This window comes from Nocardia sp. BMG51109, from assembly GCF_000526215.1.
GTDB lineage: Bacteria > Actinomycetota > Actinomycetes > Mycobacteriales > Mycobacteriaceae > Nocardia.
This window is the reverse complement of sequence record NZ_JAFQ01000004.1, coordinates 380,882-404,805: the sequence shown is the minus strand read 5'-3', so window position 1 is coordinate 404,805 and position 23,924 is coordinate 380,882. Positions and strand designations below refer to the sequence as shown.

Sequence of the window (23,924 nt, the reverse complement as noted above, 5' to 3'; positions counted from 1 at the left end):
GGCCACGTTCTCGGCCATCGCTCCGCCTCCTCACTGTGTGTTAGCGCAGAATGAATATCCGTCGGAACCGATCTGCCCACCGACGGCCCTACACCGCGACGTTGTCCCGCGGACATCCCCGAGCGCGTCATTCCGATACGAACAGGCGTTCGAAAAGTGATCGGCGGCTTGCACTCTCGCGCCGACCTCGAATGACATGTCTGTGATTAGACACGCCGGACGCGGCGATGGTCAAGCTACCGACACAATTCCGTTACTATCCGCCGCCGTCTTCGGCGCGGTTCGGTAACCCCCGAGTAGCAAATGACCGGCAAATACACTCCGGAACGTGGCCCACGCGGCACCGCATAGGCTGTGCGGATGTGACTGGAGAACGAGCGGACATCGCGCCCGGAACCGGCCCGCGGATCGCCGTGCTGGTCGGCGGAGTCGGCGGCGCGCGCTTCCTGCTGGGCGTGCGCGAACTGCTGCCCGAGGCCGACGTTTCGGCCATCGTCAACGTCGGCGACGACGTCTGGATGCACGGCCTACGCGTCTGCCCCGACCTGGACACCTGCATGTACACGCTGGGTGGCGGCATCGACACCGAACGCGGCTGGGGCCGGCTGGGGGAAACCTGGCACGCCAAGGAGGAGCTGGCGAAATACCATGCCGTGCCGGACTGGTTCGGGCTCGGCGATCGGGATATCGCCACGCATCTGGTGCGCAGCGAAATGTTGCGTGCCGGGTACCCGCTCTCGGCGGTTACCGAGGCGTTGTGCAACCGGTGGCAGCCGCGCGTGAAACTACTTCCGGCAACCGACGACAGATGTGAAACACATGTCGTCATCAGTGATCCCGACAGGCCCGGCGAACGTCGCGCGATTCATTTCCAGGAGTGGTGGGTACGCTACCGGGCGAGCGTCGAGACCCATGGATTCGTCACAATCGGGGCGGATCAGGCCAAACCGGCCCCTAATGTGACGCAAATCATAGAGGCCGCTGACGTTGTGCTCTTGGCTCCCTCCAACCCGGTGGTGAGCATCGGCGCCATCCTCTCGGTGCCCGGTATTCGCGGTGCGCTGCGCACCACCCGCGCGCGCGTGGTGGGGCTGTCGCCGGTGATCGACGGTAAGCCGTTGCGCGGCATGGCCGACGAGTGCCTGTCGGTGATCGGGGTGCAGACCTCGGCGGAGGCGGTCGGCCGGCACTACGGCGCCCGCTCCGGCACCGGCATTCTCGACGGCTGGCTGGTGCACTCCACCGACACCGCCGACGTTCCGGGCGTCGAGGTGCGCAGCGTGCCGCTGCTGATGACCGATCCGGCCACCACCGCCGAGATGGTGCGCGAGGCACTCGATGTCGCAGGAGTGAAGCCGTGACCGAACCGATGGACGCCGTGAGGGAGCCTGCGAGTGATCCGATGAACGCCGTGAGGGAGCCTGCGAGTGAACCGATGAACGCCGTGAGCGAACCGATGGGCACGGTCGAGCATCGGCCGCTCGGCGATCACGCGCCCGGCGGCGAGCTGCGTATCCTGCCGGTGCCGGGGCTGCCGGAGTTCCGTCCCGGCGACGACGTCGCCGAGCACATCGCGGCCCGGGCGCCCTGGCTGGCCGACGGCGACGTGCTGGTGATCACCAGCAAGATCGTCGCCAAGGCGGAGGGCCGGATCGTCGCCGCTCCGGGCGATCCGGAGGAGCGAGACGCGCTGCGGCGCAAGCTGGTTCGTTCCGAGGCGGTGCGCGTGCTTGCGCAGAAGGGCCGCACGCTGATCACCGAGAACCGGATCGGCATCGTGCAGGCCGCCTCCGGCATCGACGGCTCCAACGTCGACCAGGGCGAGCTGGTGCTGCTGCCCACCGATCCCGACGGCAGCGCCAAGGCGGTCCGCGCGGCGCTGGCCGATCGGCTGGGCGTGGACGTGGCGGTGATCATCACCGACACCATGGGCCGGGCCTGGCGGAACGGACAGACCGACGCCGCGATCGGCGCCGCCGGCCTGCGCGTGGTGCACGACTACGCCGGCGCGGTCGACGGGCAGGGCAACGAACTCCAGGTCACGCAGGTCGCCGTCGCGGACGAGCTGGCCGCCGCGGCCGATCTGGTGAAGGGGAAGCTGGGTGGCGTCCCGGTCGCGGTGGTGCGCGGCTGGTCCTCCGACGACGACGGCTCCACCGCGGCGGCCCTGCTGCGCCGCGGCGAGGAGGACCTGTTCTGGCTGGGCACGGCCGAGGCCGTCGAACGCGGTCGCGGCGAAGCGCTGCTGCTGCGGCGTTCGGTGCGCGAATTCGCCGACACCCCGGTCGATCCCGGCCTCATCCGGTCCGCGGTCTCGGTGGCGCTGACGGCGCCCGCCCCGCATCACACCCGGCCCGTGCGATTCGTCTGGCTGCGCCGCGACGGCCTGCGCGAGCGGCTGCTGACGGCGATGGCCGACAAATGGCGCGCCGACCTGACCGCCGACGGGCTGCCGCCGGAGCGAGTCGAGCGCCGGGTGGCCCGGGGCCGCATCCTGTTCGACGCCCCCGAGGTGATCATCCCGTTCTGCGTTCCGGACGGCGCGCACGACTATCCGGACGAGCGCCGCCGCGCGGCCGAGTCCACGATGTTCACCGTGGCGGTCGGCGCGGCCGTGCAGGGCCTGCTGGTGGCGCTGGCCACCGAGGGGGTCGGCAGCTGCTGGATCGGGTCCACCCTCTTCGCCCCGGACATCACCCGGGAGGTACTGGGCCTGGAGGCCGACTGGAAGCCGCTGGGCGGCATCGCGGTCGGCTATCCGGCCGAGGAGCTGACACCGCGGGAGCCGCGGGAACCGGGTACCGGACTGATCGAACTGTGAGGTCCGGGCACCGGCCACCAGAATCCGCACGAGAAAGGAACCGATGAGCGCCGAGTCCCTGCACGCATCGGCCACCGATCTGCTCGAAACCTGGTCCCCGGCAGCGCCTCCGCAGCGGTCGCTGCGCGAGGCGATGCTGGCGTTCCTGGGTTCGGCGCCGCGCGGCTGCATGCGCGAGCACGCGCCCGGCCACGTCACCGCCTCGGCGATGGTGTTCTCGCACGACGAGCGCGAGGTGCTGCTGACGCTGCACCCGCGGGTGGGGCTGTGGATTCAGCTGGGCGGGCACTGCGAGGAGTACGACGACACCGTGCCCGCCGCCGCGCTGCGGGAGGCGACCGAGGAGTCCGGGATCCGGGGCTTGACACTCGAACCGGGACTGTACAACGTGCAGGCCCATCCGATTCTCTGCTCGCTCGGCGTACCGACCAGGCACCTGGACCTGGTCTTCAAGATCAAGGCCCCGGAAGGCGCTGTGCCGGTACGGAGTTCGGAATCCACCGATCTGCGCTGGTGGCCGGTGGATGCCCTGCCCGCCGACACCGACCTGGTGGTTCGCTGACCGAGGCCGGTCTCGTCGCGGTTGGGCACCGTCCCAAACGCTCTGTCCCGTATAACGATTGCGGCCGAACCCCTATTGTGGTTGCCCATGGTCGACTGGCAGGGTGGCACGGTGCCGCAGACAGCCGCCCGACACCCGAGATCACGAGAACGGATGGGACAGTCGCCGTTTGCCTGCGGTGTGCGGTGGTCGAGATCACCCGTCCGGGGTTCCGGGAATGTGCCGAGGTGTGTGTAACGGCGAGCACTCTTCCCGGTCTTGGAGAGGCGTAACAGGCGTTGTGCCTGTACATATTTAACGGCAACAGTTTCAGGTATTTTCTAGCGGGGCAGAGAATTGCAAACGATCGGCAAACGCTCGGGTTCGCCTGATCCGAAGCGGTACCTGTGGGCGATGGGAATCATGGCCCCGGCCACTCTCCTGCTGCCCTCACAACTCGTGCTGCACACCGGATTTCCGGTGTTCTGGTGGATCGGGCCGATCCTTGTGCTGATCGTCGTCCCGGTCCTGGACTGGGTGGTGGGCGAGGACGGCAACAATCCCCTCGACGCGGACTACGAGCGACTGTCCGGCGACCGGTATTACCGGTGGTGCACCTATCTCTATCTGCCGGTCCAGATGCTCGGCCTGTGGATCGCGGCCTACCTGTGGGCCGGCGACGGGTTGCGGGTGATCGACAAGGTCGGGCTCGCGGCGACCACGGGCTTCATGAGCGGGGTCGGCATCAACGCCGCGCACGAACTCGGCCACCGGGTCGAGCGACTGGAGCGGTGGCTGGCGAAGCTGGCCCTCGCGCAGTCGGGGTACGGGCACTTCTACGTCGAACACAACAAGGGACATCACGCCCGGGTGGCGACGCCGGCGGATCCGGCCAGCGCCCGCCTGGGCGAGTCGCTGTGGGAATTCCTGCCGCGCAGCGTGATCGGCGGATTCCGCTCCGGCATCACGCTCGAGCGGGACCGGCTGAAGCGCCGCGGCCTGGGCTGGTGGAGCACGCGCAACAACATCCTGCAGGCCTGGGCGATGACGCTGGTGCTCTATGCCGCGCTGACGGTCGCCTTCGGCCCGGCGATGCTGCCGTATCTGGCGCTGCAGGCGGTGATGGCGATCGGGCTGCTGGAGACGATCAACTACGTCGAGCACTACGGGCTGCTGCGCGGCCGGCGGCCGAACGGGCTGTGGGCGCGCTGCTCACCGGCCGACAGCTGGAACTCCGACCGCCTGGTGACCAACATCTTCCTGTTCCATCTGCAGCGGCACAGCGATCACCATGCCAATCCGGGGCGGCGCTACCAGACCCTGCGCAGTTCGCAGGAGGCGCCGCAACTCCCGGCCGGGTACGCGACGATGGTCCTCTTGGCCGCGATACCGCCGCTGTGGCGCCGGGTGATGGATCCGCGGGTGCTCGCGCACTACGAGGGTGACATATCTCGCGCGAACATCTCGCCGCGCAAGCGAACCCGGATTCTGGCGGCGCACGGCGGAGGCGGCGTGGCGGCCGCCTCCTGACACCGCCCGGATCCCGATGTCCGGCGGCTATGGTTGCTGGATATTTCCGCTGAACTCCCGACTCGTTGCGTGGTCGGAGCGGAGCGGCCGCCCTGGGCGCCGTATGGATCGTTCCGATCGTCGCCGCCGTCGGTCGCGTGCCCGTCACGGCCGGTTTCGCCGCCGGATTTCCCCAGCGCCGACCGGTCGCCGGCCGCCCCGGCGGCTCCCTTGCGTATCGCGTACGCATCCGAGCCGCTAGCCTCTTCTGGGTACACGCCGACCAGGAGAGGCAGATGACGACCGCAGTAAGCAGCAAGATGACCGTCGACCACCGCAACGGAATCGATTACAAGGTGGCGGACCTGTCCTTGGCCGAGTACGGCCGCAAGGAGATTCGGCTGGCCGAGCACGAGATGCCGGGCCTGATGGCACTGCGCCACGAGTACGCCGAGGTGCAGCCGCTGAAGGGCGCGCGGATCTCGGGATCGCTGCACATGACCGTGCAGACGGCCGTGCTGATCGAGACGCTCGTATCCCTGGGCGCGGAGGTGCGCTGGGCCTCCTGCAACATCTTCTCCACCCAGGACGAAGCCGCGGCGGCCGTGGTGGTCGGCCCGCACGGCACCCCCGAGGAGCCGAAGGGCACCCCGGTCTTCGCCTGGAAGGGCGAGAGCCTGGAGGAGTACTGGTGGGCCGCCGAGCAGATGCTCACCTGGCCGGGCGAGCCCGCCAACATGATCCTCGACGACGGCGGCGACGCCACCATGCTGGTGCTGCGCGGCGCCCAGTACGAGAAGGCCGGCGTGGTGCCGCCGGAGGAAGAGGATCACCCCGCCGAGTTCAAGGTCTTCCTGAACCTGCTGCGCGAGCGGTTCGAGACCGACAAGGGCAAGTGGGGCAAGATCGCGGAATCGGTGCAGGGTGTCACCGAGGAGACCACGACCGGCGTGTTGCGGCTGTACCAGTTCGCGGCCGCCGGTGAGCTGGCGTTCCCGGCGATCAACGTGAACGATTCGGTGACCAAGTCCAAGTTCGACAACAAGTACGGCACCCGGCACTCGCTGATCGACGGCATCAACCGCGGCACCGACGTGCTGATCGGCGGCAAGAAGGTGCTGATCTGCGGCTACGGCGACGTCGGCAAGGGCTGCGCGGAATCGCTGGCCGGCCAGGGCGCCCGGGTGCAGGTCACCGAGATCGACCCGATCAACGCCCTGCAGGCGCTGATGGACGGTTTCGACGTGGTCACCGTCGAGCAGGCGATCGGCCAGGCCGACATCATCGTCACCTCGACCGGCAACAAGGACATCATCACCCTCGACCACATGAAGGCGATGAAGGACCAGGCCATCCTGGGCAACATCGGCCACTTCGACAACGAGATCGATATGGCCGCGCTGGAGCGCTCGGGTGCGACGCGGACCGTCATCAAGCCGCAGGTCGACCTGTGGACGTTCGGTGATTCGGGCAAGTCGATCATCGTGCTGAGCGAGGGCCGGCTGCTGAACCTCGGCAACGCCACCGGCCACCCGTCGTTCGTGATGTCCAACAGCTTCTCCAACCAGGTGATCGCGCAGATCGAGCTGTGGACCAAGCCGGCGGAGTACGACAAGGAGGTCTACCGGCTGCCCAAGCACCTGGACGAGAAGGTCGCCCGCGTGCACGTCGAGGCGCTCGGTGGCACGCTGACCAAGCTCAGCAAGGACCAGGCCGAGTACATCGGCGTGGACGTCGAGGGCCCGTACAAGCCCGACCACTACCGCTACTGAGGCGAACCGGGGGCAGGGCCGCTCCGGTATCGGCGCTGCCCCCGGACTACTTCGTGCCGATTCCGTCGCCGCGGACCAGGGTCCGCGGCGACGGTGTCATTTCCGGTGCCGTGTCATTTCCGGTGTGGTGTTACTTCCGGTGCGGTGTTACTTCCGGTACGACGGCGGCAGGGGGAAACCCTTGCTCTGCAGGGCATTCCGCCCGCGGTCGGGATAGTCCGTGATCACGCCGTCCACTCCGGTATCCAGCTGGGCCGCGATCGTGGCCTCGTCGTTCACCGTCCACGGGACGACCTTCAGGCCCTTGTCGTGGGCGCGTCGGACATAGTCGGCATCGGCGGTGAAGAGGAATCCGGGATCGCCGACCGCGGCCGGACTGTTCTCCCCGGGGACGTAGCTCGGCGAGGCGATGTTCGCGCCCAGTGCCGCGATGGCACCGAGCGGATCCCCGGCGTGGTCCTCGTAGCGGACCGGCCCCAGCCACCGGCTGCCGGGCACGAAGGTGGTGTCGTCGTAGAGCGCGACGGTCGGCACGTCCGGGTTCTTCCGCTTCACCAGCGGCAGGCTGGACCAGTCGAAGCTCTGGATCTCGACCTTGCCGGTGGCGCCGGCGCGGGCCACCTCGTCGAGGACGATGTCGACGAATTCCTGCGGCGGGGCGGTCTGCTCGGGGTGCTCCGCCTCGATCTTGGTCTCGATGTTGTAGCGGATCGCGTCGAACGCGCCCGGATAGCCGCGCACCAGCTCGAACAGTTCGGGCAGCCGGGCGATCCGGTTACCCGGCACCGGCCGCTGCTGCGGGAAGTTCGACAGCTGCTTCGAACAGTCCAGCGTGCGCACCTGGTCGTAGCGCAACTCGTGGATCGTCTTCCCGACGTAGGGGAACTGCGGATCGTTCGGGACCGCCGGTGCGGTGTCGGCACACTTGTCGGCCTGAATCGTCGCATCGTGCCAGATCACCGGCACCTTGTCGGCGGTCAGCCCGATATCCAGCTCCAGCGTGGTGACCCCGAGTTCGAGCGAATGCGAGTAGGCGGCCAGGGACTCCTCGGTCAGCAGGCCGCGGCCGCCGCGATGCGATTGCAGGTCTACCGGGCGATGCGGATCCGCCGCCGGACCGTTCGAGGGGGACGGGCTCGACGTCGTGTCGTCGCCGCAGGCGGCCGGCCCGGCCAGGGCGGCCGCGCAGGCGAGGGCGGTGATCACCCGCCGGGCGCGAGAATGGGTTCTTCGGAGGGGCTGCATTTCGGTGACCATAGCCATCGAAGGGCAACGGGGGTTGTCGTCCGGGTGACCGTCTCGCACCCCGCCGCGACCGTCTAACCTGTTGCGCATGGGAGCGTTGGTGGCGGTTGAGGGGCTCGACGGCGCGGGTAAGCGCACGCTGATCGACGCCGTCGCCGCGGGTCTGCGCGGACCCGGCCTCCGGGTCGGGACGCTGGCCTTTCCCCGCTACGGCCGGTCGGTGCACGCGGATCTGGCGGCCGAGGCGCTGCGCGGGCGGCACGGCGACCTGGCCGCCTCGGTGAACGCGATGGCGATGCTGTTCGCGCTCGATCGCGCCGACGCGCGCGACGACCTGTCGAAGCTGCTGGCGGACAACGACATCGTGCTGCTCGACCGCTACGTCGCCTCGAACGCCGCCTACAGCGCCGCGCGGGCCGAGCAGTCCGCGGCGGGGGAAATCGCTTCCTGGGTGGCGGAATTGGAATTCGGCCGGTTCGAATTGCCGGTTCCCGAGTGGCAGGTGCTGCTGGACGTTCCGGCGGAACTCGCGGCCGAACGCGCCCGTCGCCGTGGCGAACTCGATTCCGCCCGCGCCCTGGACGCCTACGAACGCGACCGCGGCCTACAGCAGCGCACGGCCACGGTCTATCGTGAGCTGGCCGACTCGCAGTGGCACGGTCGGTGGTCGATCCATGCGCCACATGACGATCCGACAACGCTCACCGCGCGCCTCTCGGAAAAGATTGCCCGATAAGGTTGGATGTGCGGCGGTAATGTACCAATGTTGGCTCACGATCGTTGACCACAATTGCCCGTTCCGAGCCGGAGAGATGACAACATAGTAGCTATGAAGCCGAAGATTCTGGTCGTCGACGACGATATGGCGCTCGCGGAGATGCTCACGATCGTCTTACGTGGTGAGGGTTTCGACCCCCACGTGGTCGGCGACGGCACGCAGGCGCTCACCGCGGTCCGTGAGCTGCGCCCGGACCTGGTGCTGTTGGATCTCATGCTCCCCGGTATGAACGGTATCGATGTGTGCCGGGTGCTGCGGGCGGACTCGGGCGTGCCGATCGTGATGCTGACGGCCAAGACCGACACCGTCGATGTCGTCCTCGGGCTGGAATCGGGCGCCGACGATTACATCGTCAAGCCGTTCAAGCCGAAGGAGCTCGTCGCCCGGGTGCGGGCCCGCCTGCGCCGCACCGAGGAGGAGCCGGCCGAGCTGCTGTCCATCGCGGACATCGTGATCGACGTGCCGGCCCACAAGGTGACCCGCGCCGGTCAGCAGATCTCGCTGACCCCGCTGGAATTCGACCTGCTGGTGGCGCTGGCCCGCAAGCCGCGCCAGGTGTTCACCCGCGAGGTGCTGCTGGAACAGGTCTGGGGGTACCGTCACGCCGCCGACACCCGCCTCGTCAACGTGCATGTGCAGCGGCTACGCGCCAAGGTCGAGAAGGATCCGGAGAATCCGGAGATCGTGCTGACCGTCCGTGGTGTGGGGTACAAGGCCGGGCCACCGTGAGCAAAGACGGCGAGCGGACCGCCCCCTCGGCGTTCGCGAGCGCGGTGAGGTCGAGCTTCGGCGAGGCGCAGCCGTGATCGAAAGCTCCAGAAGCCGCGTTCAGCGGTTGCTGGCGGCTGTGGGGACGTGGTTCAAGAACGTCGGGGAAGCGCTGGGCCATCTGTGGCGGCGCTCGCTGCAGCTGCGTGTCGTGGTCTCCACGCTCACGTTGTCGCTGATCGTGATCACGATTCTCGGTGTGGTGCTGACCAGCCAGATCACCGATCGCCTGCTCGATGCCAAGATCAATGCCGCGGTGGAGGAAATGAGCCGCGCCCGCAACACGGTGCAGACCCAGCTGACCGGCGTGCACGACTCGAGCACCCAGGCGATTCGCCTGCAGGACGCGCTGCGCACGCTGTCCAGCGGGACCAGTTCGGAGACGGCCGGCTCCGCGGGCAGTTACCAGGCGTCGCTGGCGATGCTGGGCGACGGGCAGCAGGAACTCACCGCCGGCCCGATCCAGGACGTGCCCGCCGAACTGCGCCGGTTCGTGCAGCAGAACCAGGTCAGTTATCAGTTCGCGACGGTGTCGGATCCCGGATACTCCGGTCCGGCGCTGATCATCGGCAGTCCCAGCCTCGAGGTGCCCACGCTCGAGGTCTATCTGATCTTCCCGCTCACCAACGAACATCGCAGCCGCGACCTGATGAGCGGCACCATGCTGATCGGTGGCGTCGTGCTGCTGGTCCTGCTCGCCGCGATCACCGCGCTCGTGACCAGGCAGGTGGTGTTGCCGATTCGATCGGCCGCGCGCATCGCCAGTCGTTTCGCCGACGGGCGGTTGAAGGAGCGGATGCTCGTCAGAGGCGAGGACGACATGGCCCGGCTGGCCATGTCGTTCAACGAGATGGCCGAGAGCCTGTCCAACCAGATCACCCAGTTGGAGGAGTTCGGAAATCTGCAGCGCCGCTTCACCTCCGACGTCAGTCACGAGCTGCGCACGCCGTTGACCACGGTGCGCATGGCCGCCGATCTGATCCACGGTTCGAGCGACGAGCTGGATCCGGCGCTCGCGCGCAGTGCCGAACTGCTCGTCACCGAGCTGGACCGGTTCGAGGGCCTGCTCAACGATCTGCTCGAGATCAGCCGGCACGACGCGGGTGTCGCGGAGTTGCAGGTGGAGTCGCTGGACGTGCGCATGTGCGCGCGGGCGGCCATCTCCACCGTGCGGCATCTGGCCCGGGAGTCGGGCGTCGAGCTGGTGGTCGACCTGCCGGAGGATCCGCTGGTGGCCGAGGTGGATCCGCGCCGCGTCGAACGGGTGCTGCGCAACCTGCTCGCCAACGCCATCGACCACAGCGAGGGCAAGCCGGTGCTGCTGCGCATGCGCGGCGACACCGAGGCCAACGCGGTCGCCATCGTGGTGCGCGACCGGGGCATCGGCCTGCGGGCGGGCGAGGAGAAGCTGGTGTTCAACCGGTTCTGGCGCTCGGATCCCTCGCGGATGCGCCGCTCCGGCGGTACCGGCCTGGGCCTGTCGATCAGCGTGGAGGACGCCAACCTGCACGACGGGCGGCTGGAAGCGTGGGGCGAACCCGGTCAGGGCGCCAGCTTCCGGCTCACGCTGCCGCTGGTGCGCGGGCGCAAGATGGGCAGCAGCCCGCTGTCGCTGGAACCGCCCAAGCGCACGCTGGCAAGCGTGGAATCGCCGGGACCGCAGGATGATTCGGGCGACTCGGAGACGCCGGACAGCGGTGCCCCGGGCAGCGGCGGCCCGGACAGCGGTGCCCCGGAGGTCGGTGCCGGGCCGGCCGGTATCGCCGAGCCGGATGCCACGTCCTCGGCGGAGGCGCACTCTTCCGGGCCGGGTGACGTGGCCGAGACATCGGAGGAGTGGCCGGAATCCGATGCGGTGGTGGACCATTCGAGTTCGGGCGGGGCGGATGCGAGCCTCCCGTCCGACGGGGAGAGTTCGTCGGACGCGGCGAATTCCGGCCCGGCGAGCGATTCCGGCGCGGCGAACGGCGAAATACCCTCGGGTTCCGGCGATATCGGCGAACCGCGCGGAGACGCACCGTCGTCCGGAGCCGATTCCGCGGCGGCGGAGGATGATTCGTCGACGACGCGGCCGCCCGTCGGCTCCGGGAACGGGGCCGATTCGGCCACCGATTCCGTATCCACCGACTCCGGAGATCCGAAACCATGAGCGTCCCGACAAGGCAGCGACGGCCCGCGCCGCGGCGGAGTTGCGGGCGCTGGGTGCGCGCCGTGCTCGGCCTCGCGCTGACCGGCCTGCTCGCCCTGACCGGCTGTGCCAACCTGCCGGACTCCTCGGCGCCGCAGGCCCTGGGCACCCTCGACCGCGAACCCACCCCGGCGGGCCCGCTGCCGCCGGCCCAGGGCCGCGACCCGGACCTGCTGCTGCGCGATTTCCTGCAGGCGACCGCCGACCCGACCAACGGCCACGCGGCCGCCCGGCAGTACCTGACGCCCGACGCCGCGGCGAGCTGGGACGACACCGCCCGCACGGTGATCGTCGAGAAGCCCGATACGCTGCGCGAATCCCGCACCGGCGATATGGCGACCTACCGGATTCGCGCCCGCAAGATAGGTGAGCTCGAATCCGACGGGTCCTACCGGGCCGTCGACACCACGCACGACGACACCATCGAGATGACCAAGGTCGGCAGCGAGTGGCGCATCAACGAGCTGCCGGCCGGCGTGGTGATGGACTCCACCGCATTCGCCAAGTCCTACCGGCGCTACGCGCTGAATTTCGCGAATGCCGGCGGCACGTCGATGGTTCCGGACCTGCGCTGGGTCTCGGTGCGCAAGGAGGACCTCGCCGAGCGGCTGCTCGCGCTGCTCGCCGCCGGGCCGCAGCCGTCGCTGGCGCCCGCGGTGCGCAATGTGCTGTCGGGACCGGTGAGCGTGCGGGGCGCGGTGACCAAGGCCAACGGCGACACCGAGGGCGTCGGCGTCGGAGTGGGCGGTGGCGTGCGGATAGATTTCGCCGGCGCCTCCGCGCTGGACCAGCGCAGCAAGGAGTTGCTCGCGGCGCAGGTGGTGCTGACCCTGTCCAGCGCCGACGTGCTCGGCCCGTACGTGCTGCTGGGCGACGGTAAACAGCTGGACGAGCGGTACGCGGCCACCGGCTGGTCGATCGGCGACGTCAACGCGATGAACCCGACGGTCAACTCGCACAACCGAATCGGTCTGCACGTGGTCCGTGACGGCACGCTGATGCAGGTCACCGACAACGGAACCGCGCACGCGCCCGGATATTTCGGCGCCCAGCGCAACCTCGAGTCGGTGGGCCTGACCCCCGACGGCCAGCTGGTCGCGGCGGTGGCCAGCAACGGCGCCGCGCCGTCCGACCCGCCGCACACCCTGGTCGTCGGCAGTTACGACGGCAACGTGGCGGACGGGAACGTCGTCGCGGTCAAGCAGGGCGACACCTTCACCCGGCCGTCCTGGACCGCCGACGGTAGCTCGGCGTGGTCGGTCATGGACGGCGAGCAGGTGATCCGGGCCGTGCACGACCGCACCACCGGCAACGTGTCGGTGCAGGACGTCGACACCTCGGCCCTGTTCTCCGCCTCGGCCTCGGCGGACGAGCCGACGCTGCGCGGACCGATCACCGAACTGCGCATGTCCCGCACCGGGACTCGCGCCGCGATCATCGCCGGCGGGCACGCGTACGTCGTCGTGGTGGCGCCGCAGGCGGACGGGAGGTACGCGCTGACCTCGCCGGTGCCCATCGCGTCGAGCCTGACCACCGCGGTGGTCTCGCTGGATTGGCTGAGCGGCGACACCATCATGCTGGCGCGCGAGGGCGGCATCGACCCGGTCGAGACGGTGTTCATCGACGGCTCCCAGCCGAACCCGGCGACCAGCCAGAACCTGACCCCGCCCGTGCGCACGGTCAGCGCCTCGCTGGACACCCAGTACATCGCGGACTCCCGCGCCGTGATGCAGTTGCAGGCCGCCGAGCCCGGATCCGAACGCTTCTGGCGCGAGGTGCAGGGGTTGGGGTCCAACGCGATTCCGGTCCTGCCCGGCTGAGGACGGGTCGCCACCGCCCGGTACCTGTCGGTCGTGCCGGGCATACTCGGGCGATGCGGACGCTGCTGGATCTGGTTCTTCCGCAGGTGTGCGGGGGCTGCGGGGTATCCGGGACGGGATGGTGCGCCGGGTGCGCCGAGAGCTTGTCGGGGCCGCCGATCCGGGCGCGGCCGCGCACCGATCCGGGGGTGCCGTGCTGGGCGCTGGGCCCCTACGCCGGCGCGGGACGCCGCGCGGTGCTGGCCGCGAAGGAGCACGATCGCCGCGATCTGGCCGCACCGCTGGGGCTCGCCTTGGCGAGAGGCCTGGATGGGCTGCGGGCCCGTGATCGGCCGCTGCTCCTGGTGCCCGCCCCGAGCAGGCGCGCGGCGGCACGGCGCCGCGGCGGCGATCCGGTGCGCCGCGCGGTCCGGGTGGCGGCGGGTTGGCTGCCGGATTGCCGGGCGGTCCCGATGCTGACCACGCGATCGGACGTGCGGGATTCGGTCGGCCTGGGCCCGCGCGCCCGGCGGCACAATCTGCGCGGCCGGATCCTGCCCGCCGGCGGTTCGCCGCCCGGCCCGCTGTGTCCCCCGAATGCCGAGGTCGTACTGGTCGACGACGTGATCACGACGGGCGCCACGGCGGCCGAGTCGGTCCGGGTGCTCGCGCAGGCCGGTGTGCGGGTGCGCGCGGTGATGGTGACGTGCGTGGCTTGAACCTTTGAAATTTATGTGAACACTAGCGGTCTCCCCGTTGTCGTAATAGCGTTGCTGACAGAGCGATCTGACACCCGAACCCCAGAGTTTGGAGGTGGCACCTCGGACGACTTCGTGCCGGGTTCTCGGCATCGACGTTCTCGGTATCGGCCAAGATTTTCGATATCGGCCGGCCCGGCGCGACTGATTCCCCGCCGCACATGCATCGGTTGTGCGGCCAGATCCGGGAGGTACGCGTGACGACTTCACGACCTTCAGTGAAAGCAGATCCCTCGGCCCGCTCCGGCACCGCGCTGGATCCCGAGCGCACCGACGCCGAACGCATCGCCCCCGCCCGCGACGGCGCCGAGCAGCCTGCGTCGGATCGGTCCGGGCCCCGCGCGGATGTCGTGGTGAAGGGCCGCAATGTCGAGGTTCCCGATCATTTCCGCATACACGTCGCGGAGAAGCTCGGCCGGTTGGAGCGCTTCGATCCGTCGATCCACCTGTTCGATGTCGAACTGTTCCACGAACGCAATCGACGTCAGCGCAAGAGCTGCCAGCGAGTGGAGATCACCGTCCGCGGCAAGGGCCCGGTCGCGCGCGCCGAGGCCTGCGCGGAGAGCTTCTACGCCGCGCTCGAACAGGCGGTGCAGAAGCTGGAGAGCCGATTGCGCCGCAGCAAGGACCGGCGGCGCGTGCACTACGGCGAGAAGACCCCGCTGTCGGTGGCCGAGGCCACGGCCATGCTGGTCGACGAGGCGGAGCCGAGCAGCGGCAACGGGTCCGCCGGCGGCAACGGGTCGGTCACCTACGAGCATCCGCCCGCACCGGACGAACCCGGCGAATCCGCCGGTCCGGGCCATATCGTCCGCACCAAGGTGCATCCGGCCAATCCGATGTCGGTCGACGATGCGCTGTACCAGATGGAACTCGTCGGCCACGATTTCTTTCTCTTCCAGGACCGCGAGACCGACCGACCGTCGGTGGTCTATCGTCGCCACGCCTTCGACTACGGCCTGATCAGGCTCGCGTAGTCGGCGTCGCATCCCGCTCGGGGCCGGCGGCCGTGTGCCGTTCGGCCCTCAGCCTTGCCCGCGTTCGTAGTGCTCGTGACGGCGCGTCTCGATTTTGTTCTTACTTCGGAGTAAGTTCGGTGCCGGGTGAATCTCTCGAAAGGAATTCGCGTGGCAACCAAGGGTTCTCGCCGTGCTGTCATCGTCTCCGGGGTGCGGACGCCGTTCGTGCGGGCGTTCACCGACTACACCCGGATGGACTCCATCGACCTGGCCGATGCGGCCGTCGCGGGCCTGCTGCAGCGCACGGAACTGCCCAAGGACCAGGTGCAGGCGATCGTGTGGGGCGGGGTGATCCTGCCCAGCGCCGCGCCGAACATCGCCCGCGAGATCGCGCTGGATCTGAAGCTGGACCCGGGCTGCGAGGGATATACGGTCACCCGTGCGTGCGCCTCGGGCCTGCAGGCGGTCACGTCGGCGGCCGCGGCCATCGAGCGCGGCGAATACGACGTCATGATCGCCGGCGGTAGCGATTCCACCAGCAACGCCGAGGTGAAGCTGCCGCAGAAGATGGTGCACGCGGCCGCGCCGCTGGCCCTGGGCAAGCCGAAGCCCAAGGACTACCTGTCGGCGGTGGCGCAGTTGGCGCCGTTCACCGACCTCGTGCCGCGTCGGCCCAAGATCGCCGAGCGCACCACCGGCGAGGTGATGGGGGAGTCGGCCGAGAAGATGGCCGGCATCCACGGCATCACCCGCGCCGCGCAGGACGAGTTCGCCGCCCGCTCGCATCATCGCGCCGCGGCGGCCATCGAGTCCGGGCGCTTCGACCGCGAGGTGCTGGAAGTCGTTACGCCGGAAGGTAAATCGGTCACCCGCGACGGACTGGTCCGGGCGGATACGAGCGTCGAGAAACTGTCGTCGCTGGCACCGGTGTTCGCGAAGGACGGCACGGTCACGGCGGGCAATGCCAGCCCGCTCACCGACGGCGCGGCGGCGGTGCTGCTGATGAGCGAGGAGAAGGCGCGGGCGCTGGGCCTGCCACCGCTGGCGGCGATCCGTTCGTGGACCTACGTCAGCGTGGACCCGCGCGACCAGGTGCTGATCGGCCCGGCGATCTCCATGCCGCGAGCATTGGACAAGGCCGGAATGTCGCTCGCCGACGTGGATTTCGTCGATATCCACGAGGCGTTCGCCGCCCAGACCCTGTCGGTGCTGTCCGCCCTCGCCAGCGACGAATGGGCCACGGCCCGCCTCGGCCGCGACACGGCGGTCGGCGTGATCGACCCGGACATCCTGAACGTGCACGGCGGCTCGGTCTCCCTCGGCCATCCCTTCGGTGCCACCGGCGCCCGCATGGTCACCACCGTGGCGAACGAGTTGGCCCTCTCCGGTAGGAGCGCCGCCCTGCTGGGCATCTGCGCCGCGGGCGGTATCGGGGCCTCGGCGGTCCTCGAACGGGTCTGAGCTGGTCCGCCACAATCGGTTCGGCTCGGATTCTGGTCGGCTCATAATCTGGTCCGGGCGGCGATGTCGGATAGTCTCCGGTGGGTAGTGTTCCCGAACGAGGGCAGGTTTACTTGTGACTGTTGAGGCCGATGCATCCGAGCTGATGTCGAGAGTCGGGCATTACTACCGGGTGGATGCCCCCTATGTCGTCGGCCGGGAGAAGGTTCGGGAGTACGCCCGGGCCGTCCAGGACGCACATCCGGTCCACTGGGCGGAGCATGCGGCCGCCGAGCACGGGTACGACGGATTGGTGGCGCCGCTGACGTTCGTGTCCATCCCGGCGATGGCGGCCAACCGCAAGCTGTTCGAGGACGTGGTGGTCGGCTACGACATGTTCGTGCAGACCGAGCAGGTATTCGAACAGCACCGGCCGATCGTGGTGGGTGATCGGCTGATCACCGACGTGGAGCTGTCGGCCGTGCGCCGGATCGCCGGCAAGGACCTGATCACGGTCACGAACACCTTCACCGACGAGGCCGGCGAGGTGGTGCACGTCATGCACACGACGGTGGTCGGCGTCACCGGTGACGACGTCGACCCGGCGATCACGGGCGCGGTCGACAACGTGATGGTGCACGACCTGAAGTTGCTGGGCCGCCACCGCACGGCGGAGGCGGCGGCCGACGGGGAGGTGCCGGTGCGGCCGGAGGGGGAGCTGCGGCTCTCGCTGCGGGGTGCCGAGCGAGTCCCGCACACCGCCGTGTCGTTCGACGACCTCACCGTCGGCGACGAACTCCCGGTTCGCGACGCGGGAGTGGCTCGGGGGGATCTCGTCAACTACGCCGGCGTATCCGGCGACTCGAATCCGATCCACTGGGACGACAGCATCGCCCGCCTGGCCGGACTGCCGGACGTGATCGCGCACGGCATGCTCACCATGGGTCTGGGCGTCGGCTTCGTGTCGGCGTGGTCCGGGGACCCCGGCGCGGTCACCCGGTACCGGGTTCGGCTGTCCAACTACGCGGTGGTGCCGCGCGAGGGCGGCCGGATCGAGTACTCGGGCCGCGTGAAGTCCCTCGACCCGGACAACCGGACCGCCGTCGTGGCGATCGTCGCGAAGCAGGCCGGGCGCAAGATCTTCGGCCTGGCCACCGCCGACCTCCGATTCCGCTGAGCCATCGGCGAATTCGCGCCGGCTGCCGGCGCGGGGGCGCGCTCGGTGAACGCGGATGCGCCGCGCCGGCCTGAACGCGCACGGGTCCGGTTTCTTTCGGTGTCACCGGTGCCGGACAGTCACCACCGTGGTCGGCGACCTGCCCTCCGTCGAGGCTGTCTCCGGACGCGTCCGAGCCGTCAGCGGATCGCGGCGTCGGGCTCCAGCCGGTCGAGAATCTCGGTGGCGGTCTCGTCGGGCGTCCGATCGGAGGTGTCCAGCCACAGGCCCAGGCGGGGAGTTCCGGTCCGCAGTTCCCGGTCGAGCATCTCGACGGTCAGCTCGCCGTAGGCGATCTTGTCCCGCCCTGCCTCGCGGGCCGTCACCGCGCTCGCAGTAGGCGCGAGCACGATCAGATACAGCGGCCGATGGCGTATCCGCTCGAGCGTCTCGGGCAGGTACTCGCCCAGCACAACGTCCTGCGCGACGACGGTGAATCCGGCGTCGGCATAGGAATCGCAGGTGTCGGCGGTGAGCCGGTGCCGCAGCCGGAGCTGGCGGATCGCTTCGGCGGAGGGGTCGGGGCCCATCTCGGCCCGGCCGCTGACGATCATGCGCCGGAACGCGTCGCCGCGGACGTGCACCGAACGCGGCAGCCGTTCGGCCAATCGTTGTGCGACGGTGGACTTTCCGGCGGCCTGGATCCCGGTGATCAGGATGACCGCGGGCCGGTCAGGCATCGAACCGCTCCCAGTGCACGGCCTGTTCGAGGGGACGGCGGGTGCGCCAGCCGAAGCGCTCCAGATCGGGTGTTTCCTGGAACTCGCGAACGGGACCGATACACAGCCAGGCAACCGGACGGATGCCCGGCGGGAGCCCGATCAGGTCGGTGAGGAAGGGGGTGTCGTAGAAGCTCACCCAGCCGACCCCGATCTCCTCGGCGGTGGCGGCCAGCCACAGGTTCTGAATGGCGAGAATCGTTGAGTAGAGCCCGGTTTCGGGCACGGTGGCGCGGCCCAGGACCTGCGGGCCGCCGCGGCTGTCGTCGTGCGTGACGACGATGCCGGTACCGCTCTCGGTAATGCCCTCGATCTTGATCGGCGCGAAGGTGCGGGCCCGCTCGGGCGGCAGCGCATCGTGGAAGGCGAGGCGCTTCTCGGCGACGTGCGCGGCGAACCGGGCCAGCGTCTCCCGATCCCGCACCACCACGAAGTCCCACGGCTGCGAGTTACCCACGCTCGGCGCCCGGTGCGCCGCGTCCAGAATCCGCAGCAGGGTGTCGTCGTCGACGAGTTCCCCGGTGAACTCCGCCCGCACGTCCCGCCGCTGCCGGATCACATCGTAGATACCAGGCTGCGCCGAGCCATCCGAGTGCGCTGGCGTACTGGTCTGTACTGGGGTACCGGGCTGCACTGACACGACCCCGAGTCAACCAGGCCCGGCGGGACCGGCAATGACGCACCCCGTATCGGCGAGGGGAACCGATACGGGGTGCGGGGTGGTGGCAGGTTCAGCCGACGACGGCGGCGGCGCGTTCGGCGACGCGGCGGCCGCCTTCCTTCAGGGCGGTGCGCAGCCCGCGGCGGCGGCCGGTCGACGGATCGACCGTGGTGGTGCCGCCGAAGACCCGCTCGGACCTCGTCTCCGGGGCATCGTCGGTGGTTCGGCGCAGGTATTTGTTCGGCAGCGACAGCTTGGTGATGGTGCGCCACGACTCGGCGTACTGCTTGGGCAGCGAGCCGGTGGTGTAGGGCAGGTCGTACTTGTCGCACAGGTCGCGCACCCGCACCGCGATCTTGGACAGCCGGTTGCTCGGCAGGTCCGGGAACAGGTGGTGCTCGATCTGGTGCGACAGGTTGCCGCTCATGAAATGCAGCACCGGCCCGCCCGAGATATTGGCGCTGCCCAGCATCTGCCGCAGATACCACTCGGCGTGCGTCTCGTTGTCGACGTCGGCCTTGGTGAATTTCTCGGCGCCGTCGGGGAAATGACCGCAGAAGATGACCGCATTGGTCCACACGTTGCGCACGACATTGGCGGTGATATTGGCGGTGAGCGTGGACAGGAACGCCGGGCCGGTCAGCAGCGGGAAGAACAGGTAATCCTTGGCGACCTGCTTGCCGACCTTCTTCAGCACCGTGCGGCGGTCCGCCTCGAACTGCTTGCGCTCCGGGCTGTCCTTCTCCCACTTCTTCTTCGCGACCTTGCCCAGCTCCAAGTGCTGAATGGCGACGCCGTACTCGAAGAACATCTGCAGCAGCAGGTTGTACACCGGCTGGCCCAGATAGAACGGTGCCCAGCGCTGGTCGCGGGTCACGCGCAGCAGGCCGTAGCCGATATCGTCGTCCATCCCCAGCACGTTGGTGTACTTGTGGTGCAGGAAGTTGTGCGTGATCTTCCAGTGCTCGGCCGGGCCGACGTTATCCCATTCCCAGGTCGCGGAGTGGATTTCCGGATCGTTCATCCAGTCCCACTGGCCGTGCATGACGTTGTGGCCGATCTCCATGTTCTCGATGATCTTGGCGGTGCTCAGCAGCGCCGTGCCCGCCAGCCAGGCCGGCGGCAGGAAACTGGCGAACAGCACCGCGCGGCCGGAGAACTCGAGCGCGCGCTGTAACCGGATCACGTTGCGGATGTACTTGGCGTCGCGCTCGCCACGGGAGGCCTCGATCTCGCGGCGGATGGCGTCCAGCTCCGCGCCGATGGCCTCCACATCCTCGGGGGTGAGGTGGGCGTATTCCTTGACATCCGAGATTGCCATGCCGGTTACAGTACCGTAGGTTACGGCTCCGTAGGTTGTGTCCCTATCGATTCACAACTGTGGCGTACGCCGCATTGTGGTCGTGACCAAGATGTGTTCAGTTGGCGCGCTGACGTCGCCGCACGCGCCGGATCGCGCGCTCGCGCAGCGCCCGCCGCCGCAGCACCCGCCGCTCCTCCTGCGCCTTGTCGCGCAGCGCCTGCCGAGTCTCCCGCAGGGCCTGCTGTTCATGCCGGGCCTTGTCCTGCAGCGCCTGCTTGGCCTCGCGCAGGGCCTCTTTTTCCTGCCGGGCCTTCTCCTTCAGCGCGACCTTGGCCTCCGCCAGCGCCGAGCGCAGGCCGCGCCGCTCGCCCGTCACCGGGTCCACCGGCCAATGGCTCTCGGTCCACACTTCGGTATTCGGCAGCATCGGCAGCGTGATACCGGCGAACTTGCGCTCCGAGGACGTTTCGGGCGCATCGTCGGCGGTGCGGCGCAGGAAGCGATCCGGCAGCGCCAGCTTGTGAATGGTGCGGAACGCCAGGAGATATTGCTTACCCAGCGATCCCGTGGTGTAGGGCAGGTCGTATTTGTCGCACAGCTCGCGCACCCGGACCGAGATCTCCGGATAGCGGCTGCTCGGAATGTCCGGGAACAGGTGATGCTCGATCTGATAGCAGAGATTGCCGCTCATGAAGGCCATGACCGGGCCGGCGGAGAAATTCGCGCTGCCCAGCATCTGCCGCAGATACCACTCGCCCCGGGTCTCGTCCACGAGCTGGTCGACGGTGAACTTCTCGGCGCCGTCGGGGAAATGGCCACAGAAGATCACCGCATATGTCCACAGATTGCGGACCAGGTTCGCGGTCGCGTTGGCCTTCAGCGTCGATTTCCAGGCCGGGCCGGTGAGCGCCGGGTGAATCAGGAAGTCCTTGCTCACCTGGCGGGCTATCTTGCGCCCGAACGCCCGGTTCGGCTCGGACATCAGCTGCCAGCGCGGGACGTCGGACAGCTGCTTCTCGATGCTCCAGTCGTGCAGCGCGATACCCCATTCGAAGGTCGCCGCCAGCAGCAGGTTGGCCACCGGCTGCGCCAGATGCAGCGGCCGCCACTGCTCGTCGCGAGTCATCCGCAGGATGCCGAAGCCGAGATCCTCGTCCTTGCCGAGCACGTTGGTGTACATGTGATGGGAGTAGTTGTGCGCCCGCTGCCACTGCGCGGACGGGCCCGTCATATCCCATTCCCAGCTGGTGGAGTGGATCTCCGGATCGTTCATCCAGTCCCACTGCCCGTGGCTGATGTTGTGCCCGAGCTCCATGTTCTCGATGATCTTCGCCACCGACAGCATCGCGACACCGGCGCCCCAGGCCCATCGGTTCCGGCTGCCGAACAGCGTTGCGCGCGCGGCCATCTCCAGCGTGCGCTGGGCGCGGATGGTGCGCCGGATGTACTTGGCGTCGCGTTCGCCGAGCGATTGCTCCACATCCCGGCGGATCGTGTCGAGTTCCTGCCCCAGTGTCTCGATATCGGCCGCCGTCAGATGGGCGAACGCCTTGATATCGGTGATGGCCACCGTGTCTCCCTGCTCTCGACTACTTCCGAGGGTATAGGTTCTCGATGAACCCGTGTTGACGAGTCGCGGTGGGTTCGCCTACACCTCGAGGGTGCAGTCGCCGGCGGCGGCGGAGATGCAGGTCTGCACCTTCTCCCCGGCCTGGTGCTCGGCGCCGTTGCGCAGGTCGCGCACGCGGCCGTCGGCCAGGGTGACCACGCAGGTCTGGCAGATGCCCATGCGGCAGCCGAACGGCATCTGCACGCCGCTGTCCTCACCGGCCTGCAGCAGGCTGGTGGCGCCGTCGATCTCGGCGCTGCGGCCGGACCGGGCGAACGTCACGGTGCCGCCCTCGCCGACCGCCGAGCGCTCCACCTCGAACCGCTCGATGTGCAGGTGATCGCTCAGGCCCGCTGCGGCCCAGTGCTTCTCGATGTCGTCGAGCATCGCCAGCGGGCCGCAGGCCCAGGTCTCCCGCTCGCGCCAGTCCGGGAACAGCTCGTCCAGGCCGGTCAGCGCGAACTTGCCCCGCGCGCCGGTCAGATGCAGGTGTGCGGTGAAGCTCGGGCGCCGGTCGTGCAGGTCGCGCAACTCCGTGGCGAACATCACGTCCTCGGCGGTGCGCGCGGAGTGCACATGGACGACATCGGGCCAGCCGCCCGGGCCGGGCCGCGCGGCCGCGCGCCGGTCCATCGTGCGCAGCATGCCCATCACCGGCGTGATGCCGCTGCCCGCGGTCAGGAACAGCACCTTCGCCGGCGGCGGTTCCGGCAGCACGAAACCGCCCTGCGGCGCGGCCAGCCGCACGACCGTGCCCTCGGGCACGCCGTTGACCAGGTGGCTGGACAGGAAACCCTCCGGCATCGCCTTGACCGCGATGGAGATCAGCCGCCGCGAGCGGCTCCCCGGATCGGTCCAGTTCGGCGGGGAGGTCAGCGAATAGGACCGCCAGTGCCAGCGGCCGTCGACCAGCACGCCGATGCCGATGTACTGGCCGGGGGTGAAGGTGAAATCGAAGCCCCAGCCTGGCTTGATCACCAGCGTCACCGCATCGGTGGTCTCCTTGCGCACCGAGACGATGCGCCCGCGCAGCTCGCGCGCCGACCACAGCGGATTGATCAGGTGCAGATAGTCGTCGGGCAGCAGCGGGGTGGTAACCCGGGCGGCCGCGCCGCGCAGCGCGTCGAGCCGGGTGCGGCCGGCCATCTTCGCCTCGGCGACCGGGGCTTCCAGCCATTCCCGGACACCCTGTACCGATTTCAGGACCATCGTGCGGATGCTCATTTCCCTGTGTTGGACGATGTTCACGCGCCGGATCGGCGCGCCCTCCGAGGCAAGGTTACGGCATCGTAGGTTCGCGGTGGTCTACATCAATTCCAGCAGGAAGGGCAGTTCTTGGGTGGCGTACCAGGCGAGCTGATGGTCCTCGGCGTCACCCAGCACGAACTCGGCGTCCTCGTCGCCCAGATCGGCGGCGTCGACGACGTCCACCGCCTTGGCCACGGCCGGTTCGGCCTCGGCCAGGTCGACGTGCACCGAGGCGATCTGCTGATAGGTGACCGCGGCCGACAGCCGGACCACGGCGTCGTCGAGGTCGGGGCGCAGTGTCGCGCCGGGCACGTCCGCCGCGATCACCGCGCGCCGGTACACCGGGCTCGAGTACGGGTGCTCCGGGTCGTCCTCGTCGGCCCGCACGGCCGCCGCCTCCCGGTCCTCGGCGAGCAGCCGCAGCGACGCCCGCGCCGCTTCGCCCATCGCGACCTCGGCCAGCTCGTCGTCGTCGCCGGAGGCGTAGGCCTCGCGCAGCGTCGGCGTCACCGCGAAGGCGGTGTCGTTGATCGCGCGGATCTCCCGGTCGGCCACCAGTTCGCGCAGCATCGGAACGGTCGCCGGCACGT

General features: G+C 69.0%; 20 protein-coding genes. 13 read left to right on the top strand and 7 right to left on the bottom strand.

Going from position 1 to position 23,924, the window contains the following annotated elements; all coding sequences use genetic code 11:
• The first annotated feature begins 362 nt into the window (after positions 1-362).
• From cofD to ahcY, 5 genes are all read left to right on the top strand, one after another.
• On the top strand, positions 363-1,361 hold the full coding sequence (gene cofD, locus D892_RS0103235; protein WP_024799872.1) for a 2-phospho-L-lactate transferase: 999 nt from the start codon (positions 363-365) through the stop codon (positions 1,359-1,361).
• Between the two features lie 74 nt (positions 1,362-1,435).
• Positions 1,436-2,821, top strand: a complete 1,386-nt coding sequence (locus tag D892_RS0103230) for a coenzyme F420-0:L-glutamate ligase (protein WP_036566690.1) — start codon at positions 1,436-1,438, stop codon at positions 2,819-2,821.
• A gap of 43 nt (positions 2,822-2,864) precedes the next feature.
• Positions 2,865-3,383, top strand: coding sequence for an NUDIX hydrolase (locus D892_RS0103225; RefSeq protein ID WP_024799870.1), 519 nt, complete (start codon positions 2,865-2,867; stop codon positions 3,381-3,383).
• Positions 3,384-3,776: 393 nt separating this feature from the next.
• Entirely contained in the window at positions 3,777-4,892 is a 1,116-nt protein-coding gene (locus D892_RS0103220; protein ID WP_051498975.1) for an alkane 1-monooxygenase, read from the top strand.
• Between the two features lie 275 nt (positions 4,893-5,167).
• The gene (gene ahcY / locus D892_RS0103215) at positions 5,168-6,643 is read left to right on the top strand and encodes an adenosylhomocysteinase (protein ID WP_024799868.1); all 1,476 of its coding nucleotides are present in this window, start codon (positions 5,168-5,170) and stop codon (positions 6,641-6,643) included.
• A 147-nt stretch (positions 6,644-6,790) separates the two neighbouring features.
• Here the strand turns inward: ahcY and D892_RS0103210 are convergent, their stop codons facing one another.
• Positions 6,791-7,888 (bottom strand): glycerophosphodiester phosphodiesterase family protein, encoded by a 1,098-nt coding sequence (locus D892_RS0103210; RefSeq protein WP_036567989.1) that lies wholly within the window; start codon positions 7,886-7,888, stop codon positions 6,791-6,793.
• An 88-nt stretch (positions 7,889-7,976) separates the two neighbouring features.
• Here D892_RS0103210 and D892_RS0103205 point away from each other — a divergent pair, with 88 nt between their 5' ends.
• The 8 genes from D892_RS0103205 to D892_RS0103165 all read left to right on the top strand — a co-directional run bounded on the left by D892_RS0103205 (position 7,977) and on the right by D892_RS0103165 (position 17,755).
• The gene (locus D892_RS0103205; RefSeq protein WP_024799866.1) at positions 7,977-8,624 is read left to right on the top strand and encodes a dTMP kinase; all 648 of its coding nucleotides are present in this window, start codon (positions 7,977-7,979) and stop codon (positions 8,622-8,624) included.
• A gap of 93 nt (positions 8,625-8,717) precedes the next feature.
• On the top strand, positions 8,718-9,395 hold the full coding sequence (mtrA, locus tag D892_RS0103200; RefSeq protein WP_036566684.1) for an MtrAB system response regulator MtrA: 678 nt from the start codon (positions 8,718-8,720) through the stop codon (positions 9,393-9,395).
• 106 nt (positions 9,396-9,501) lie between these two features.
• Positions 9,502-11,583 carry an MtrAB system histidine kinase MtrB gene (mtrB, locus tag D892_RS40255; protein WP_369801805.1) on the top strand — a complete coding sequence of 694 codons (2,082 nt, stop codon included), beginning with the start codon at positions 9,502-9,504 and terminating at the stop codon, positions 11,581-11,583.
• Positions 11,580-13,442, top strand: a complete 1,863-nt coding sequence (lpqB, locus tag D892_RS0103185) for an MtrAB system accessory lipoprotein LpqB (protein ID WP_051498974.1) — start codon at positions 11,580-11,582, stop codon at positions 13,440-13,442. The genes mtrB and lpqB overlap by 4 nt, the downstream gene beginning before the upstream one ends.
• Positions 13,443-13,504: 62 nt before the next feature.
• On the top strand, positions 13,505-14,140 hold the full coding sequence (locus D892_RS0103180; protein WP_024799862.1) for a ComF family protein: 636 nt from the start codon (positions 13,505-13,507) through the stop codon (positions 14,138-14,140).
• 257 nt (positions 14,141-14,397) lie between these two features.
• Positions 14,398-15,156 (top strand): ribosome hibernation-promoting factor, HPF/YfiA family, encoded by a 759-nt coding sequence (hpf, locus tag D892_RS0103175; protein ID WP_024799861.1) that lies wholly within the window; start codon positions 14,398-14,400, stop codon positions 15,154-15,156.
• Between the two features lie 150 nt (positions 15,157-15,306).
• Positions 15,307-16,599, top strand: coding sequence for an acetyl-CoA C-acyltransferase (locus tag D892_RS0103170; RefSeq protein WP_024799860.1), 1,293 nt, complete (start codon positions 15,307-15,309; stop codon positions 16,597-16,599).
• 115 nt (positions 16,600-16,714) lie between these two features.
• The gene (locus D892_RS0103165; protein ID WP_024799859.1) at positions 16,715-17,755 is read left to right on the top strand and encodes a fused (3R)-hydroxyacyl-ACP dehydratase subunits HadA/HadB; all 1,041 of its coding nucleotides are present in this window, start codon (positions 16,715-16,717) and stop codon (positions 17,753-17,755) included.
• A 179-nt stretch (positions 17,756-17,934) separates the two neighbouring features.
• On the opposite strand, the gene D892_RS0103160 is transcribed toward D892_RS0103165, so the two are convergent.
• The 6 genes from D892_RS0103160 to D892_RS0103135 all read right to left on the bottom strand — a co-directional run bounded on the left by D892_RS0103160 (position 17,935) and on the right by D892_RS0103135 (position 23,904).
• Positions 17,935-18,474: an AAA family ATPase gene (locus tag D892_RS0103160; protein ID WP_024799858.1), complete on the bottom strand. Its 540-nt coding sequence runs from the start codon at positions 18,472-18,474 to the stop codon at positions 17,935-17,937.
• Complete coding sequence (gene bluB, locus D892_RS0103155; protein ID WP_255360290.1) at positions 18,467-19,147, bottom strand: 5,6-dimethylbenzimidazole synthase; 681 nt, start codon at positions 19,145-19,147, stop codon at positions 18,467-18,469. Before bluB ends, D892_RS0103160 begins: the two co-directional genes overlap by 8 nt.
• Positions 19,148-19,244: 97 nt before the next feature.
• Positions 19,245-20,495: a fatty acid desaturase gene (locus tag D892_RS0103150; protein WP_024799856.1), complete on the bottom strand. Its 1,251-nt coding sequence runs from the start codon at positions 20,493-20,495 to the stop codon at positions 19,245-19,247.
• Positions 20,496-20,592: 97 nt separating this feature from the next.
• The gene (locus D892_RS0103145; RefSeq protein ID WP_024799855.1) at positions 20,593-22,047 is read right to left on the bottom strand and encodes a fatty acid desaturase; all 1,455 of its coding nucleotides are present in this window, start codon (positions 22,045-22,047) and stop codon (positions 20,593-20,595) included.
• Between the two features lie 78 nt (positions 22,048-22,125).
• Complete coding sequence (locus D892_RS0103140; RefSeq protein WP_024799854.1) at positions 22,126-23,295, bottom strand: ferredoxin reductase; 1,170 nt, start codon at positions 23,293-23,295, stop codon at positions 22,126-22,128.
• Between the two features lie 96 nt (positions 23,296-23,391).
• Positions 23,392-23,904, bottom strand: a complete 513-nt coding sequence (locus D892_RS0103135) for a hypothetical protein (RefSeq protein WP_036567984.1) — start codon at positions 23,902-23,904, stop codon at positions 23,392-23,394.
• Positions 23,905-23,924 lie beyond the last annotated feature (20 nt).